12 protein-coding genes are annotated in these 16,231 nt (G+C 70.9%); 8 read left to right on the top strand and 4 right to left on the bottom strand.

What is annotated here, in order from left to right:
• The first annotated feature begins 8 nt into the window (after positions 1-8).
• Both AB0M63_RS29030 and AB0M63_RS29025 read left to right on the top strand, forming a co-directional pair.
• Positions 9-791, top strand: a complete 783-nt coding sequence (locus AB0M63_RS29030) for an SDR family NAD(P)-dependent oxidoreductase (RefSeq protein WP_366021509.1) — start codon at positions 9-11, stop codon at positions 789-791.
• 47 nt (positions 792-838) lie between these two features.
• Positions 839-3,637, top strand: a complete 2,799-nt coding sequence (locus AB0M63_RS29025) for an AAA family ATPase (protein WP_366021508.1) — start codon at positions 839-841, stop codon at positions 3,635-3,637.
• Here the strand turns inward: AB0M63_RS29025 and AB0M63_RS29020 are convergent.
• The 3 genes from AB0M63_RS29020 to AB0M63_RS29010 all read right to left on the bottom strand — a co-directional run bounded on the left by AB0M63_RS29020 (position 3,622) and on the right by AB0M63_RS29010 (position 6,364).
• Entirely contained in the window at positions 3,622-5,088 is a 1,467-nt protein-coding gene (locus AB0M63_RS29020; RefSeq protein ID WP_366021507.1) for an FAD-binding protein, read from the bottom strand. The two genes, AB0M63_RS29025 and AB0M63_RS29020, sit on opposite strands and share 16 nt — an antisense overlap.
• A gap of 121 nt (positions 5,089-5,209) precedes the next feature.
• A complete protein-coding gene (locus AB0M63_RS29015; protein WP_355924279.1) occupies positions 5,210-5,404 on the bottom strand; it encodes a hypothetical protein in 195 nt (64 codons plus the stop codon).
• Positions 5,405-5,482: 78 nt separating this feature from the next.
• A complete protein-coding gene (locus AB0M63_RS29010) occupies positions 5,483-6,364 on the bottom strand; it encodes a PfkB family carbohydrate kinase (RefSeq protein WP_366021506.1) in 882 nt (293 codons plus the stop codon).
• Between the two features lie 114 nt (positions 6,365-6,478).
• On the opposite strand from AB0M63_RS29010, the gene AB0M63_RS29005 reads away from it, so the two are divergent.
• Together AB0M63_RS29005 and AB0M63_RS29000 are read left to right on the top strand one after the other, a co-directional pair.
• Positions 6,479-6,907 (top strand): MarR family transcriptional regulator, encoded by a 429-nt coding sequence (locus AB0M63_RS29005; RefSeq protein WP_355924283.1) that lies wholly within the window; start codon positions 6,479-6,481, stop codon positions 6,905-6,907.
• Positions 6,908-6,975: 68 nt separating this feature from the next.
• Complete coding sequence (locus tag AB0M63_RS29000; RefSeq protein WP_366021589.1) at positions 6,976-8,745, top strand: MFS transporter; 1,770 nt, start codon at positions 6,976-6,978, stop codon at positions 8,743-8,745.
• 153 nt (positions 8,746-8,898) lie between these two features.
• Here the strand turns inward: AB0M63_RS29000 and AB0M63_RS28995 are convergent, their stop codons facing one another.
• Positions 8,899-9,921, bottom strand: coding sequence for a LacI family DNA-binding transcriptional regulator (locus AB0M63_RS28995; protein WP_366021505.1), 1,023 nt, complete (start codon positions 9,919-9,921; stop codon positions 8,899-8,901).
• 168 nt (positions 9,922-10,089) lie between these two features.
• On the opposite strand from AB0M63_RS28995, the gene AB0M63_RS28990 reads away from it, so the two are divergent.
• The 4 genes from AB0M63_RS28990 to AB0M63_RS28975 are packed head-to-tail and all read left to right on the top strand — an operon-like array spanning position 10,090 to position 16,225.
• On the top strand, positions 10,090-11,367 hold the full coding sequence (locus AB0M63_RS28990) for an extracellular solute-binding protein (RefSeq protein ID WP_366021504.1): 1,278 nt from the start codon (positions 10,090-10,092) through the stop codon (positions 11,365-11,367).
• 57 nt (positions 11,368-11,424) lie between these two features.
• Positions 11,425-12,330 (top strand): sugar ABC transporter permease, encoded by a 906-nt coding sequence (locus AB0M63_RS28985; RefSeq protein ID WP_366021503.1) that lies wholly within the window; start codon positions 11,425-11,427, stop codon positions 12,328-12,330.
• Positions 12,327-13,235: a carbohydrate ABC transporter permease gene (locus AB0M63_RS28980; RefSeq protein ID WP_366021502.1), complete on the top strand. Its 909-nt coding sequence runs from the start codon at positions 12,327-12,329 to the stop codon at positions 13,233-13,235. The genes AB0M63_RS28985 and AB0M63_RS28980 overlap by 4 nt, the downstream gene beginning before the upstream one ends.
• Positions 13,236-13,237: 2 nt before the next feature.
• Complete coding sequence (locus AB0M63_RS28975; RefSeq protein WP_366021588.1) at positions 13,238-16,225, top strand: hypothetical protein; 2,988 nt, start codon at positions 13,238-13,240, stop codon at positions 16,223-16,225.
• Positions 16,226-16,231 lie beyond the last annotated feature (6 nt).

Below are 16,231 nucleotides of genomic sequence, written 5' to 3'. Positions count from 1 at the left end.
CCGACCCGATGAGTGCACCCCGGTCGTCAACAGGCCCTGCCAGTCCGGCAGTCGAGCGCAAGGTCGCTCTGGTCACCGGGGCGGCCCGAGGTATCGGTGCCGCGATCGCCGGGGAACTGCACCGACGCGGACTGCGGGTCGCACTGCTGGACCGGGACGGGACCGGTGCCCACGCGCGGGCCAAGTCGCTTGATCCCGGCGGGGATTCGGCCATGGCGGTGTGTGCCGATGTCGGCGACCCCGAGGAGACGCGGCGCGCGGTGCGGGCGGTGACCTCGGCGTGGGGCAGCCCCGATGTTCTGGTCAACAACGCGGCGCGTACGGCGGCCGGTTCGGTGTGGGACGTCGAACTCGACGAGTGGGACGCCCTCTTGGCCACGAATCTGCGCAGCGTCCTGGTGCTCACCCGCCTCTGCGCACCGGCGATGCGCGAGCGCGGCTGGGGGCGCGTCATCAACCTGGCATCGTTGGCGGGGCAGCAGGGCGGGCTGGTCACCGGCCCCCACTACGCGGCGGCGAAGGCGGGGGTGCTGGTGCTGACCAAGGTCTTCGCGCAGGAACTCGCTCCCCACGGTGTGACCGTCAACGCCGTCGCTCCGGCGGCCGTACGGACACCCGTGATGGACGATCTCCCCGCCGAGGCACTGCGGCGTACCGCCGAGCGCATTCCCGTGGGCCGGTTCGGGCGGCCCGAGGAGGTGGCCGCGCTGGTGGGGCATCTGTCGGCAGAGGACACCGGGTACATCACCGGCGCCACACTGGACGTCAACGGCGGCTTGTTCATGCGCTGACGGTGGAGGCCGGGCGTAGGGTTCCGAGGTCGGAAGGGGTGAGGTACATGGAGGGGGACGGTCCCGCGCCGTCGGGTCCGGCCGACCTGCTGATCGGGCGCGATCACGACCTCGGGGTGATCCGGGGATTCGTCGACGAGGCCGCGGTCTCCGGCGGGGCGCTGCTGCTGTCGGGCGACGCGGGCGTGGGCAAGACGGTGCTGCTGGACAGCGCGGCCGGGCGGGCTCAGGGCGCGGGCACGCGGGTCGTACGGGCCGCGGGCGTGGAGTTCGAGAGCACCATCAGCTTCGCGGGACTCCACCAGGTCCTTCAGCCGCTACTGGTCGACCTCGACCGGTTGGCCGACCCGTACCGCACCGCTTTGGGCGTCGCCCTGGGGCTGGACCGGGGCGCGCCGTCCGATCAGCTCCTGGTGTCGAACGCGGTGCTGACGCTGCTCGTGCAGGCCGCCGTGGAGCGTCCGTTGCTGGTGATCGTCGACGACCTTCCCTGGCTGGACCGTGCCAGCGCCGTGGTCCTGGGCTTCGTGGCCCGCCGACTGGGCGGCAGCCGGGTCGGGTTCCTCGGCGCCTACCGGTCCGGGGAGGGCAGCTTCTTCGAACGCGGCGGAGTGCCCCGGCACCACGTACCGCCGCTCGACACGACGGCCGCGGCGGCGTTGATCCAGGAGCGTTCCCCGTCCCTGGCCCCACGGGTGCGCGAGCGGCTGCTGACGGAGGCACAGGGCAACCCGCTGGCCCTGCTCGAACTGCCCGTCGCCCTCAGCGGCCCCCAGCGTTCCGGTGCCTCGGTGCCCGAGCTGCTGCCGCTGGGCCGCCGGCTCCAGGCCGTGTTCGCGTCCCGGGTCGAGGCCCTGCCCGCCCCGACCCGGCTGCTTCTCCTGTACGCGGTCCTGGACGGCACCGGTGACCTGAGTGTCCTCGCGTCGGTCGACTCCGGGCGCGCCGACGTGGAAGACCTGGCGTCCGCCGAGCGGGCGGGTCTCGTGCAGGTGGACGCGGCCACCGGCCGGCTGACGTTCCGCCACCCCCTCACGCGCTCGGCCGTCGTGGAACTCTCCACCAGCGGCCGGCGTCGCGAGGCGCATCGCGCCCTGGCGGAGCACTGGGCGGACCTGCCCGAGCGCCGCGCCTGGCACCTCGCGCGTGCCACGGTCGAGCCCACCGAGGACGTGGCGGGTCTCCTGGAGGAGGTGGCGCGCGACACCGTACGGCGGGGTGACGCGGGCGGTGCCATCGCCGCTCTGCTGCGGGCCGCGGAGCTGAGTCCGCGCGGCTACGAGCGCAGCCGCCGGATCGCCGAGGCGGCCTATCTCGGAGCGGATCTGACCGGTGATCTGCGTGATGTGCCCCGGCTGCTCGAAGAGGCCCGCCTCGCCGACGGGGGACGGGCCGGGCCGCTGGTCGCCGCCGTCGCGGCGGCCCACCACATCCTCCTCAGCGGTGAGGGCGACCTCGACACCGCCCACCGGCTGCTGGTCGGCGCGATCGAGATGCAGCACCAGCCGTACGACGCCACCGACGCGACGATGATCGACGCGCTCTACACACTCGCCTGGCTGTGCCAGAGCAGTCAGCGCGCCGAGCTGTGGAAGCCGCTGCACCGGGCGCTCGGCCTGCTGAAACCGGAGGTCCCGGACCAACTCGCCCTGACCGTCGGCACGATGGCCGATCCTGCGCGCACGGCAGCGCCCGCGCTCGGGAGGCTCGACGCGCTCATCGCCACCCTCGACCAGGAGGCCGACCCGGTCCGGATCATCCGGATCGCGATGACCTCCCTCTACGTGGACCGGCTCCCGGCGTGCAGGACGGCGTTGCGGCGCGTGCTCCGCGACGGGCGGGACCACAGCTCGCTCACCGTGGAGATCCAGGGACTGGTGTACCTGGGCAGAGACCATTTCGCGGCAGGCGAGTGGGACGAGCTGGAGGCGCAGGCCGCGCAGGGCCGGGACCTGGGCGAGGCCCACGACTACCAACTGCTGTCGACGGAGTTCCTCTACCAGCGGGCTCTGGTCGCCGCCGCCCGCGGCGACGAGGCCGCCACCCGGGCGCTGACCGACGAGATGACCCTGTGGGCGACACCGCGCGGGGTGGGCTCCTATCTGTCGTGCGCCTCGCACGCGAGGGCGCTCGCCGCGCTGGGCCGGGGCCGCTTCGAGGACGCGTACCGGCACGCCTGTGCCATCAGCCGCCCGGGTGAGCTGGCCTCGCACGTTCCCCCGGCTCTGTTCGTCGTCATGGATCTCGTCGAGGCGGCGGTCCGAACGGGCCGGATCACGGAGGCGTCGGCCCATGTCACGGCGGCGCGCGAGGCCGGCATCGCCGCGATCTCGCCCCGACTCGCCCTGCTCGTGAAGGCGTCGGCGGCGATCGCGGCCGACGACCACGAGGCGCTCGGCCTGTTCGAGGAGGCGCTCGCCGTACCCGGCACCGACCGCTGGCCCTTCGAACTGGCCCGGGTCTCACTCGCCTACGGCGAACGCCTGCGACGGGTGAAGTCCACTGCTCGGGCGCGCACCCGTCTCGCCGACGCGATCGACACCTTCGAACGGCTCGGCGCCCACCCCTGGACGGCCCGGGCGGGCAACGAACTGCGCGCGACCGGCCTGTCCGTCACAGCCGCCGGAATCACCGGACCGGCGTCCCTCACACCACAACAACGCGAGATCGCCCTCCTCGCGGCGGCCGGCCTCACCAACAAGCAGATCGCCGAGCGCCTCTTCCTCTCCCCCCGAACCGTCGCCGCCCACCTGCGCCAGCTCTTCCCCAAACTGGGCGTGGCCTCCCGTGCGGCGCTGCGCGACGCGCTGGCGGACCGGAGCGGCGGCGATCAGAAGATGCCCTGACCCGGTGTCAGGATCCCCTTCGGGTCGTACGTCCTCCTGGCCTCCGCGAACCGGCTCCAGTACGGCCCGAAGTGCCGTCTCCAGTCGGCCTGTTGGAAGGGGATCGAGCCCACCGGGTACTGCGTACCGCCGGCCGCCTCGACCGTGTCGTACGCGGCCCGGTTGGCGTCCAGCAGCCGTCGTACCGTGGCCGTGTCCTCGGGCGGTGTGGTGCGCAGGACCGCGAACAGGTAGGGCACCGGGTCGTCGGGCATGCGCGGCAGGGGGGTGTGGAGGCGGTCGCGCAGCAGGGGGTACAGGAGGACGATGCCGGGTCCCAGGTCGGCCGGGGTGAGTGCGTCCAGCAGGGTCGCGGTGACGTCGGCGGCGCTACGGCCGGGCAGCAGCAGGTTGAGCCAGGGGTGCGCGTAGCTCCACAGACCGGCTTCCTTCAGGGCGGCGACGGAGGGGGCGAGCCGGTCGAGGAAGTCGTAGTAGGCGAGATCGGTGATCTGGACGCCTGACGGAACGTGCCGCAGCCCCCGCAGGAGGGCGGTGTCGTCGGGGGTGTCCCCCACGGGCGGCCCGTAGGCGACGGCCTCGATCGCGAACTGGTCGAAGGCGCCCGAGGTGTCGGCGCTCACCTGACCCTCGACGTACGCGAAGCGCCGCTCGGTGACGAGGAGACGCTGGTCGTCGAGGAAGGTCTCCAGGTCGTCGTACGGCAGGAGGTAGTGCCGTACGGTCTCCGGGGCTCGCATCAGGCGCAGGGTGGCGCCGACGATCACGGCGCACTGCCCGAGACCCGCGAGCACGGCATGGAAGAGGTCACGGTGGCGGGTCGGCGAGCAACGGAGCAACTCACCCGCCCCGGTGACGACTTCGAGCCCCAGGACGTTGTCGACCTGCGCGCCGTGCCGGTGGCTCTGGCCGCCCAGACCGCCGACGGACAGGGTCCCGCCGACGGAGAGTTCGAGGTAGTCGGTGAAGACGGGCGGCGTCAGACCGTGGGCAAGGGTGCCCTTGGCGACGTCGCTCCACTTCGCACCGGCCCCGACCGTGACGCGCGAACTCCCCGCCCGCACCGGGCCGATGGAGTCGAGCGGCGCGGTCTCGATGACCAGACCACCCTCGACCTGCGCCTGCCCGTTCGTACCGTGCCCCTGTCCGCGCGGGGCCACGCGCAGACCGTGCACATTGCAGAACCGCACCATCGCGACGACGTCCCGCACGGAACCGGGCCGCAGCACGGCGGCCGGACGACGGTGCACGATGTGCCCGAAGTCGTCGGCGTCGGCGCCGAGCGAGGCGTCGTCGGTAAGCAGCGTCCCGTCGAGACGCGGGATGCCACTGAGCGTCCGACCGTCACCGGTCACCGCCCAGCTACGGCTGAAGGGATCAAACGCGACGACGGCGGCCGAGCCCGCGACCAGGCCGCGCAATGCAGTACGTCGAGACGGCGTGCGAGGCATACGGTCCTCCCGAGACCGACCGGATGTGACCATCAACGGCGGCTCAGTCTAGGGAGGTCGGGGTGCGGAAGGACGTGCAGTACCGGCGAGTCCTATGACCGTTTCTCGCCACCTGACGAGGCTAGTCGTCGCCCGCGTCGCTCCGGTTCGGTCCCCGGCGCCGCTTCTTCTCGGAGCTGCGCAGCAGTTCGCTCGCGGTGAGCGTGATGGTCGCCACGACACGGGCCCAGCGAGGTCCGCCACGCTCGGCCCACACCACACACGCGCACCCGCCGATGAGGAGCGCCAAGACGCCGAGCAGCAGCACAACGATCATGTTTCCCCCTTGGTCCGTACGGTCCTGCGACTCGTACGTTCCTGGTGATCTTCTCAGCCGTGGACGAGCCGAGTGCGTTCACCCCCTCCGCATCCACTCCCTCGTCCCGAACGACCCACACGCCCGTGAGGCCACCGTCGCCGCCTCACGCAACGCCTCGACGAAGCTCTCCGTGGTCGGGCGGCCGTCCCGTAGCGCGAGGTGGTGGGCGAGGGCTCCGTGCAGGACGTCGCCCGCGCCGAGGGTGTCCGCCACCTGGACCGCGGGCACGTCCACCGTGCCTTCTCCGTCCGGGGTCGTCCACATGACGGGGTCCGCTCCCCCGCTCACCGCCGACCAGGTGACTCCGTGCTCCCTGAGGTATCGCAAGGTGTCCGTGGGTGTGGTCCCGCCCGGTGGGTGGAAGTCGGCCGAGCAGACGGCGATGTCGATGAACGGCAACAGGTCCTGCGTGCCTGTCTTCCAACTGCCGCCGTCCAGAAGGGTCGTACGGCCCGCGGCGCGTGCGGAGCGGGCCGTTGCGACGGCCAGTTCCATGTGGTGGCCGTCGAATTCGACGATGTCGCAGGCCGCCACCAGTGCTTCGAGATCATCGGGCGGGGCCAGTCGGTGTCCCGTCGCGTTGGTCGAGGCGACGGCGCGTTCGCCGCTGGACGCGGTCACCAGGACCGAGGACACCGTGGGCGGGTCCGGTGAGTCGGCTGCCAGGTCGGACACGGTGACGCCCAGCGCGTGCAGGTCGGCCGCCACCCCGACTCCCAACGGATGGGCGCCGATTGCGGTCAGCAGCGTCGGCGCGCCACCGAGGTGGCTGAACGCCACGGCCGCGTTCGTCGCCGGGCCGCCGGCGGCGACCACCTGACGCTGGGCCGTGAGCTTCTCGTTGGAGGCCGGCGCGTGGTCCACGAGCTGGATGACGTCCAGGGTGCACAGACCGACGAACAGACCTTCAGGACGCACCGCACCTCCCTGTGCCCGAACGTGTGGTCAGTCTACGAACCACGGACCACGGGCTTCGCCATTTACTAACAATTGGTTGAGCAGTCCAGGCTGCTAAATCTAGTGTCAGTAACCGTGAAGAACGACTCCGCTCAGCTCGCGTCCGATCTACGACTCGCGGTGGGCCGTGTGACACGGCGCCTGCGTCAGGCACACGCCGTGGGGGACGTATCGCTCTCCGGAGTCTCGGTGCTGGCCCGGCTCGCCCGCGACGGATCCGAATCACCGACCGCCCTCGCCGAGATGGAGCGGGTGCGACCGCAGGCTATGGCCAGCACGCTCGCCCTGCTCGAACAGCGCGGGCTCGTCGGCCGCAGCCCCGACGCCGCGGACCGGCGGCGGAGCATCGTGGCGATCACGGACGAGGGCCGCGCCATGCTGGCCGAGCGGCGCTCCGAGTCGGTCCACCGCCTCGGTGCCGTCCTGGACGAGTTCACCGCGCAGGAGCGCGCGACCCTCGCGTCGGCCCTTCCCCTCCTCGACCGACTGGCGGAGCGACTGTGACCGAGCGCGCACACATACCCGACGACGGGAACAGCACCGGCCGCGGCAGGTCGTCCCTGCTCGGCGCCGTGCGCTCGGGACGTCGTAAGGACACCCCGGTCGGGCCCAACTACAAGTGGGTCGCGCTGTCGAACACCACACTCGGCGTGCTGATCGCCACGATGGACGCCTCCATCGTGATCATCTCGCTGCCCGCGATCTTCCGCGGTATCGGCCTCGATCCGCTGGCGCCGGGCAACATCGGCTATCTGCTCTGGATGATCCTGGGCTATCTGCTGGTCTCGGCCGTACTCGTCGTCGTGCTCGGCCGGCTCGGGGACATGTTCGGCCGGGTGAAGATCTACAACCTCGGCTTCCTGATCTTCGCGTGTGCGTCCGTCGCACTGTCCCTCGATCCGTTCCGTGCGGGAGCGGGCGCCATGTGGCTGATCCTCTGGCGCATCGTGCAGGCCTTCGGCGGCTCCATGCTCACCGCCAACTCGGCCGCGATCCTCACCGACGCCTTCCCCGCCCGGCAGCGCGGGATGGCGCTCGGCGTCAACCAGATCACCGCTCTCGCCGGCCAGTTCCTCGGGCTGCTCGCCGGTGGTCTGCTGGCCGTCGTCGACTGGCGCGCGGTGTTCTGGGTGAGCGTGCCGATCAGCATCACCGGCACCATCTGGTCGTACCTGAGCCTGCGCGAGACCTCGGCGGGCCGCCCCGGCCGCATCGACTGGCTGGGCAACCTCACCTTCGCGGCCGGCGCCGGAATCCTCCTCGCGGGCATCACCTACGGCATCCAGCCCTACGGCGGCAGCGCCACCGGCTGGGGAAACCCGTGGGTGCTCAGCGGTCTGATCGGCGGCGCCGTCCTGCTGCTGCTCTTCTGCTGGATCGAGACGCACATCGCCGAACCGATGTTCAACCTCGCCCTGTTCAAGGTGCGCGCATTCGCCGCGGGCAACCTGGCTGCCCTGCTGACGGCGATCGCGCGGGGCGGGCTGCAGTTCATGCTGATCATCTGGCTGCAGGGCATCTGGCTGCCGTTGCACGGTTACGACTACGAGGACACCCCGCTGTGGGCCGGCATCTTCATGCTCCCGCTGACCGTCGGCTTCCTCATCGCCGGGCCCGTGTCCGGCTATCTGTCGGACCGGTTCGGCGCGCGCATGTTCTCGACGGTCGGGCTGATCGTCGTGGCGCTGTCCTTCCTCGGCCTGCTCGCGCTGCCCATCGACTTCGACTACGGCATGTTCGCGGCGCTCCTGCTGCTCAACGGGCTGGGCCAGGGCATGTTCTCCGCGCCGAACACGTCCTCCATCATGGGCAGCGTGCCCAGCGAGTACCGGGGTGTCGCCTCGGGCATGCGCTCCACCTTCCAGAACTCGGGCACCGCCCTGTCCATCGGCGTGTTCTTCTCCCTGATGGTGTCCGGGCTCGCGTCCTCACTGCCCGGAACGCTGAGCCAGGGGCTCCAGGCACACGGCGTACCGGCCGGCGCCGCCGGACAGGCCGCGTCGCTGCCGCCGGTGAGCACGCTGTTCGCCACGTTCCTCGGCAACAACCCCATCCAGCACCTGCTCTCGTCCAACGGGGTCCTCGGCCACGTCACCGCAGCCCAGCGCGCCGTCCTGACCGGCCACACCTTCTTCCCGCGGCTGGTCTCCGGCCCGTTCCACCACGGCCTGACCATCGTCTTCAGCGTCGCCGCGGGCATGGCCCTGGTCTCCGCGATCGCCTCGGCCCTGCGCGGCGGCCACCAGACGGAGCCCGGACCGGAACCGACACCGGTCGGGCTGCCGCCGACTCCCGCGGAGACTGCCGAGACGTCGCAGGCGGGGCCCAACGGGGCGTCGTAGAGCCCGAGATGATGGTGTGGGAAGCGGCCGGTCAGCGCACACGGTGGCAGCCGTCGCGCCACATTCACCGCTCGGCGTGCAGGTCCCGCACCACCTCGTTTCAAATAACGTTATCTTCCTCGATCCCGGGCATGACCGCCCCATCGCCGGATCTCAGGCGGGCACCTCGCCCGAGCCACGGACCTTCAGCGCGACCGGGACGACCACCGACTGCACCGCGCGGCCGGGGTCGGCGATGCGGGCCCGGAGCAGTTCGACGGCCGTCCGGCCGATCTCGGAGGTCTGCTGGGCGACGACGGTGAGGGCGGGCTGCAGGAGGTCGGCCAGGGGTACTTCGTCGAAGCCGACGAGGGCCAGGCGGGAGGCCGCCTGAGGTCCGAGGTGTCGTAGGACCGCGAGCGTGGTGTCCATGTTGCCGGTGACCAGGGCGGTCGCCGGATCGGGGCCGTGCAGCGCCGTGTCGAGCGCAGCGGCCACGCGCTCGGCGGTGATCTCGCCCGGGTGCACCAGGCCCTCAACGCCTTCGCCGTGGGCGCGCAGGGCCGCACGGAAGGCCGCGGCGCGCTCCCGGCCGGAGAAGACGCGTTCGCTGTCGCCGATGTAGGCGATGCGGCGGTGACCGTGGCGGTGGAGGTGGTGGAAGGCCATGCCGATGCCGGAGGCGTTGTCGGACATGACGCAGTCCACGGAGACCCCGCTCATCGGGCGGTCCATGGCCACCAGCGGTACGCCCGCGTCCAGTTCGGGCTGGAGGTAGGCGTGGTTCTCGCCGAACGGCTCGACGATGATGCCGTCGAGACGCTGCCGGCACATGGAGACCAGGATGTCGCGCTCCCTGGTCTCGTCGAAGTCGGTGGAGGCGGCGAAGAGGGTCAACCCCGCGTCCCTGGCCGTCCGTTCGATGGCGGCCAGTTCGGGATTGACCTCGGCGATCCGGCGGACGGCCGCGCCGATCGTTCCGGTGACGCCGGTGCGCAGTTGGCGGGCGCGGTCGTCCGGGCGGTAGTTGAGCGCGGCGATCGCGGCCTCGACCCTGACGGCGTACTCCGGCCCCACCGTGGGGTCGTTGTTGACCACCCGGGACACGGTGCGCAGGGCCACCCCGGCCTCGCGCGCGACGTCGACCATCGTCGGGCGCCTGGGCCGTCCCCCACTGTCACGCCGTGCTTGCGTCATCCGGCAGCTCCTCCTCGAAACATCGGACCGATATCAGACCGGCCCTTGACACATTCCCGCAACGCGCTCCTATCCTCGGGATAACGTTATCTCGAAGGGTGACGCGGTGTCGATCCAGTCGGGTCCACCCCCATCCGTCGGGCCGCACCGTCCTTCCAGGAGACTTCCATGAGGCGCAAACGTCCGACCGTTGTCTGCCTCGCCGCGGCACTCGCCCTCACCGGTTGCTCCGCCGCGTCGACCGGGGGCGGGACCGGGAAGGGTGACAGCACCCTGACCTATCTCACCTTCGAAACCCCCAGCCTCACCGCGAAGTTCTGGGACACCTCGATCGCCGGCGCGGAGCAGAAGGTCCCGGGCGTCACGGTGAAGAAGATCGTCGCGCCGAGCACCGACCGGGACGCGTACGCCAAGCAGTTGCAGGCCTCCGGGCAGTTCCCTGACCTGCTCCAGTCGATCACCCCGTCGACGTTCGCGACGGCCGGGCTGCTCAAGCCGTACGACCAGAAGTGGGTGGACGCCAACTTCCTGCTGCCGCTGGGCAATGCCTACAAGGGCAAGGTCTACATCCCGCCGACCAACTCGCAGATCATCCCCGAGGTCTTCTACAACAAGAAGCTGTTCGCCAAGGCCCACATCTCGGCGCCGCCGAAGACGTGGGCCGAGTTCATGGCCGTGTGCGCCAAGCTCAAGGCCGCCGGTGTCACCCCGGTCGAGTTGGGCGGCGGCGACCCGTTCTCGGCGTCGATGCCGCTGGTCGGTGTCCTCTCCGCCGACGTGCTGGGCAAGAACCCGAACTGGCTGAAGGAACGCTACGCGGGCAAGGTCAAGTTCACCGATCCCGACGTGAAGGCGGCCGTGGGCAAGTACCGGACGATGGTGAAGAACGGCTACTTCGAGGACGGCGCGCTGGGCGTCAAGTACGCCGACTCGATCACGAACTTCACGTCCGGCAAGGCCGCGATGTACATCATGGGCAGTTGGTTCCTCGGCGCGGTGCCCAAGGACCACGCCGACGACTTCGGCGCCTTCCTCACCCCGACCGACGACGGATCGCTCGTGGTGCCGTTCTCGGTGGGCGGCTCCATGGCCGTCAGCGCCAAGACGAAGGACCCGGCCAAAGCAACCGCGTTCGCCCAGGCCTGGTCGCTGGCCCCGGCCAACTACAAGGCCCTGATCGAGGGCGACGGCGCGTTCCCCATGCTCAAGGGCAAGAACCTGGACGACTACGGCGTGCACGTCACGAAGGTGTTCAAGGACTCCTACTCCTACGTCACTCAGCAGAACACGAAGGTCTCGTCGTTCGGCTGGGCGACCAACGACGACTCGATGCCGTCGGGCCTCAACAACGCCTTCTACGCGGCCAGTCAGGCGCTGTTCTCTTCCGACGACGTCGACGGGCAACTGGCCAAGCTCGACGCCGCCTGGGACTCGGCGACCAAGTAGGCCACCTCACCGGTCCCCGCCGTACCGGTGCCGCAGATCTCCTCCGAGGGAACAGCCATGACCTCCCCAGCCCTGACCAACCGCGTCCGCCGACGCCGCAGTGACCCCGCCCTGGGCACGATCGCGCTCGTCGCACTCGGCCTGTACGTCCTGTTCGTCGTCGTACCCGTGATCATGAGCGCCTGGAAGAGCCTCACCGACGAGAACCCGCTGCTGGCACGCGCCGACTTCGTCGGCCTCTCCAACTACCGGGAGATGGCGCACGACAGCGCCCTGGCCGACAGCCTCGGCTTCACGCTCCTGCTGGCCGGTACGGTGACGATCGCCGCCAACGCCGCCGGTATCGGGTTCGCGATGCTGCTCAACAGGACGTCGCTGAGCTTCCGGACGATGCGCACCGTCGCGTTCCTGCCGCAGGTGCTGTCAGGTGTCATCGTCGGCTATGTCTGGCGCTACATCCTGGCCCGGGACGGCATCCTCGACAACGTCCTCGTCTCACTGGGGATCATCGACAGGCCCATCACCTGGCTGGGCAGTCCGCACCTGGCCGTCCTGTCCGTGGGGATCGTCGCGGCCTGGGTGCTGACGGGGTTCACCACCGTCGTCCATCTCGCCGCGCTCCAGTCGATCCCCGTCGAGTTGTACCAAGCCGCGATGGTCGACGGAGCGGGCCGGTGGCAGCGGTTCCGCCGGATCACGTTCCCGATGCTGGCCCCGGGCACCACCATCAGCGTCACCATCTCGCTGATCACGATGCTGAAGCTGTACGACATCATCGCGGTGCTCACCTCCGGCGGCCCGGCCAACTCCACCCAGTCCACCGCCCTTTACATCATCCAGCTCGCCTTCACGGACGACCGGTACGGCTATGCCTCGGCGGTGGCGATGCTTCTGCTCGTCGTCTCGATCGTTATCGCGCTGTCCGTGACCGCCCTGCTGCGCCGCCGGGAGGTGGACCTGTGAGCACGTCGACCTCGCAACGGCCCCTGGAACGAGGGCGAACGGCGACACCTCCGTCCGTACCGGCGCCGCGCGGGAATCGCCGGGCCTGGACCTCCCGGGGCCACCTCACGGCGGCCGCGCTGCTCACGCTGGCCTTCGTCAGCCCCGTCTATCTCACGCTCGTCAACGCCTTCAAGACGCAGGACCAGATCGTCCGCGACCCGGCCGCTCCCCCGGCCCCGCCGACCACCCACAACCTGACCGACGCCCTCGCCCGGCCCGACCGGATCGTCCAGATCGGGCTGACCAACTCCGCGGTCACCGTGGTCGTTTCGGTGCTGCTGATCATCCCGCTGGGCGCGGCCCTGAGCTTCTGGCTGTCGCGCCGCTCGGCCCGGCTGCGCAGGATCGTCCTGGCGGGCTTCGCCGCCGGACTGATGATCCCGCCCGCGGTGATCCTCCTGCCCACGATCCGCATCCTGACCTTCCTGCACCTGGACCACACCTATCCGGGGCTGGTCCTGGCCAACGTCGGCGGCGGCTATCTGTCGTTCGCGGTGTTCGTCTACTCCGGGTTCCTGCGGTCGATCCCGGGCGAGATCATCGAGGCGGCGACGGTGGACGGCGCCGGGAGCCTGCGGGTCTGGCGGACGATCGTCATGCCGCTGCTGCGTCCGGCCACCGCGACCGTCACGATCTTCCTGTCGCTGTGGATCTGGAACGACTTCATGAATCCGCAGTTCATCCTCGGCCCGCTGCACGGCCAGACGATCACCACAGGGCTGTATCTGTCGGTCGGTCAGTTCTCCACCGACTACGCCCAGTTGTTCGGCGTGATGCTCCTGGCGGCGGTGATTCCGGTCGCGGGATATCTCGCGCTGCAGAAGCAGTTCATCGCCGGCCTGACCTCGGGAGCCACCAAGTGACCATGAACACCGCCGAGCAGGGCGTGGACATCGGCCGGGGCGGCGTCCCCGACCTGGCGGACGTCGCCGGGCACTGGGTCGACGCGGACGAGCTCGCGCACCTGCCCTCCCTGCGCAACCAGCAGGGCCAGGCCCACGTCAACCACGACCTGACCTCCCTGTCCTGGCTGGCCGCCCCGCCGTTCACCTTCGGCTACCACACCGGCGAGCTGCGTGTGGACGGCCAAGTCCTGGCCGCACAGCGGTTCTTGTGGAAGCCGTGGGGCGTCCTGCGCGAACACCGCCGCCAGGACGGGCTGTTGGTGACCACCGACAGCCGGATGGCCCTGTCCCGGGATCTGCTCCTGTGGCGGATCGAGGTCACCAACGAGAGCCGCGAGGCCCGCACGGTCGAGCTGACGCAGGACCTGTTCGCGATGGTCGCCCACTCCGAGGTCGGCTACGGCTGGCTGTACGACGGCCCGTGGAATCACGGAATGCACCACGACTTCATGGCACTTGAGCGCATCCGGGCCACGACGGGCGGAGCCGAGCCGCACTACCTGCTCTCCCCCGCACCACGGCGGCTCAGGCTGGGCAAGCCCCGCATCCCCGGAATCCAGCGCGACGAGGACCACGGCCCGATGCTCCTGGACGACGCGCTCCCGGCCCACGTCAGCCACGACAAGGAGCCGGAACCGCGGGCCGGGGTGGCCGGCGCGGTGCGTGGACTGCGCGTGACGAAGACCGTGGGCGGGCCTGGGGAGACCGGAGCCGCGGGCGGGCCTCGGACGGCCGAGGCCGCGCATGAGGCTCGGGCGGCGCGGACCACACACGAGACTCGGACGGCCGAGGCCACGCACGAGACTCAGACCACGGGAGCCACACACGAGACTCGGACGGCCGAGGCCACGCACGAGACTCAGACCGCGCGGACCACCCACGAGACTCAGGCCACGGGAGCCACGCACGAGTCTCGGGCGACCGGGGCCGACGGCGAGACTCGGGCGACCGGGGCGGACGGCGAGGCTCCGATGGTGGGCGCCGACGCCGAGGTAGTCCTGCGGGCCGCCTCCGACGAGCCGATCACTCTGACACCCGACGGCGAGACGGGCCTGGGCACCGTCGCGCTCACCCCCGGCCTGACGATCGACTTCGAGCTACGGCTCGATACGGCAGGCCAGTCCGGGACGGTCCTCACGCACGGCAACCACCCCGACTCGCTCCAGATCGGCGTCGAGGACGGCCGGTTGTGGCTCGGCATCACGGGAGAGCGGGAGGCCACCGACGCCCGACTCCCCGCCGGAGACTGGCAGCACGTGCGCGTGGACGTCGGAGCCGACCACGTCGTGCTCCGTCTCGCGGGCTCGGAGATCGCGCGCACCCGGCACTGGACCGAGTCGCGCCGCTGGGTGTCCCGCATCGAGGACGGCACGGTCGCCTTCACGGACTCCCGATCACCGGCGCACGCCGTCTACGCCTTCGCCGGACCGCCCGGCGAGCTGCGGGGCGAGGGCGCCGGGGCCCGGGCGAGGTGGACCTGCCGGATCGAACCCGGCCGGAGCGTGACCGTCGGGATCGCCTGCGCGTACGGAGCGGACACGGCTGGGGACACGGACACCGACGCGCACGCCGGCATCGACGCCGTCTCGGCCCAGGCCCGCGCCGCCGCCGAGGACTTCGAGGCGACGACACGTGCCGGGGAGGAGGGCTGGCGGCGGCTCTGGGCCAGCATGTTCACTCCGGGCGACCCCGACTTCTCCGGTCACCTCCCGACGTTCACCACGGACGACACAGGACTCGCGCGCACCTACTACATGGGCGCCCTCCAGGCGCTGTACATGCGCAACACCCGCATCCGGCCCGGCGAGCCGGTGTTCCTCACCGGCGGCCCCCGGCTCGGGCCGACCACCACCTACTTCTGGGACCACTGCGAGTGGAGCCGCCTGTACGCCCTGCTGGAGCCGGCCGGGCTGCGCTCCTGGCTGCTGCGGGTCCTGGCTGGTCCCTACCGTGACTCATTCGGCGTCGAGAACCTGGGCGGCGGGCCGCTGGGCAACGCCTACAGCTCCACTGACTACGCCCTGTTCCGGCTGATCGAGCACTACGTCTGCGTCACCGGCGACTTCGCCTTCCTCGACGAGACGACCGGCGGGGCCACCGTCCTCGGACACCTTGAGCGGCTCGGGCTGGGCTGGCGCGACCGCCGCACCCCGGCCACCGGCGGCGTACTCGCCGACTTCGGCCCCGATCCATGGCAGTTGCTGGAGTGCGTGCCCACGTACACCGGTGTCGTAGCCTCCTTCAACGGCGCCTACGTCTCCTCGACGCGCTCACTGGCCGGGCTGTACCGACGCCTCGGCCGCGCGGAGGAAGCCGACAAGACCGAGGCCGAAGCCGCTCAACTGGCGGCCGCACTGCTCGACTTGTACGCCGGATCGGGCCGCTGGCGCATACTCCACCCGGACGCCACCGATACGATCGGCCACTGCCTGGACTTCGGCCTGGTCGCATCGGCCCTGCACCGCGAACTCCCGGACGGGACACGGCGGGAGATGGCCGACTTCGTCACCGGCCGCCTGCTGGTGGGCGGTTGGATGCGGGCGCTGAGTCCCGACGATCCGATCGCCGCCGCCTCCGACCGTCCCGACCACGGCGCGGCCGGTGCCTTCGCCGCCTGGCCCGGCGTCACCGCCCACGGTCTGGCCCGCCTCGGCCACCGGAACCGGGCGACCGCTCTGCTGCGCAACCTCCCGTCCGCCGCGTCGGGCGGGCTGTGGGGCCAGGCCATGGAGATCGTCACCGGTCCGGACGGGCACCACCGGGCCCGGGTGGCCGAGCGCGGCACCGCCACCCGCGACAACCTCGCGGGCGCGGCCGGAGCCGAGGCGGTGCTCTCGGCCCTGTTCGACATCAACCCGACGTTCGAGAACGGCAGTTGGACCGGGCTGCCCGCCACCTTGTCCGTCGAGGGCATCGGGACGCTCACGCATCTCGGCCCCGGCACGTGAACCGGA

Origin of the sequence: Streptomyces sp. NPDC051576 (assembly GCF_040681835.1) — a bacterium.
Taxonomy (GTDB): domain Bacteria; phylum Actinomycetota; class Actinomycetes; order Streptomycetales; family Streptomycetaceae; genus Streptomyces.
This window is presented reverse-complemented; position numbering and strand designations above follow the sequence as displayed.

Excerpts from the sequence above, each read along its gene's own strand:
- AB0M63_RS28990 (WP_366021504.1), top strand. The coding sequence starts at position 10,090 with ATGAGGCGCAAACGTCCGACCGTTGTCTGCCTCGCCGCGGCACTCGCC.
- AB0M63_RS29020 (WP_366021507.1), bottom strand. The coding sequence starts at position 5,088 with ATGCCTCGCACGCCGTCTCGACGTACTGCATTGCGCGGCCTGGTCGCG.
- AB0M63_RS29030 (WP_366021509.1), top strand. The coding sequence starts at position 9 with ATGAGTGCACCCCGGTCGTCAACAGGCCCTGCCAGTCCGGCAGTCGAG.
- AB0M63_RS28985 (WP_366021503.1), top strand. The coding sequence starts at position 11,425 with ATGACCTCCCCAGCCCTGACCAACCGCGTCCGCCGACGCCGCAGTGAC.
- AB0M63_RS29025 (WP_366021508.1), top strand. The coding sequence starts at position 839 with ATGGAGGGGGACGGTCCCGCGCCGTCGGGTCCGGCCGACCTGCTGATC.
- AB0M63_RS28975 (WP_366021588.1), top strand. The coding sequence starts at position 13,238 with ATGAACACCGCCGAGCAGGGCGTGGACATCGGCCGGGGCGGCGTCCCC.
- AB0M63_RS28995 (WP_366021505.1), bottom strand. The coding sequence starts at position 9,921 with ATGACGCAAGCACGGCGTGACAGTGGGGGACGGCCCAGGCGCCCGACG.
- AB0M63_RS29015 (WP_355924279.1), bottom strand. The coding sequence starts at position 5,404 with ATGATCGTTGTGCTGCTGCTCGGCGTCTTGGCGCTCCTCATCGGCGGG.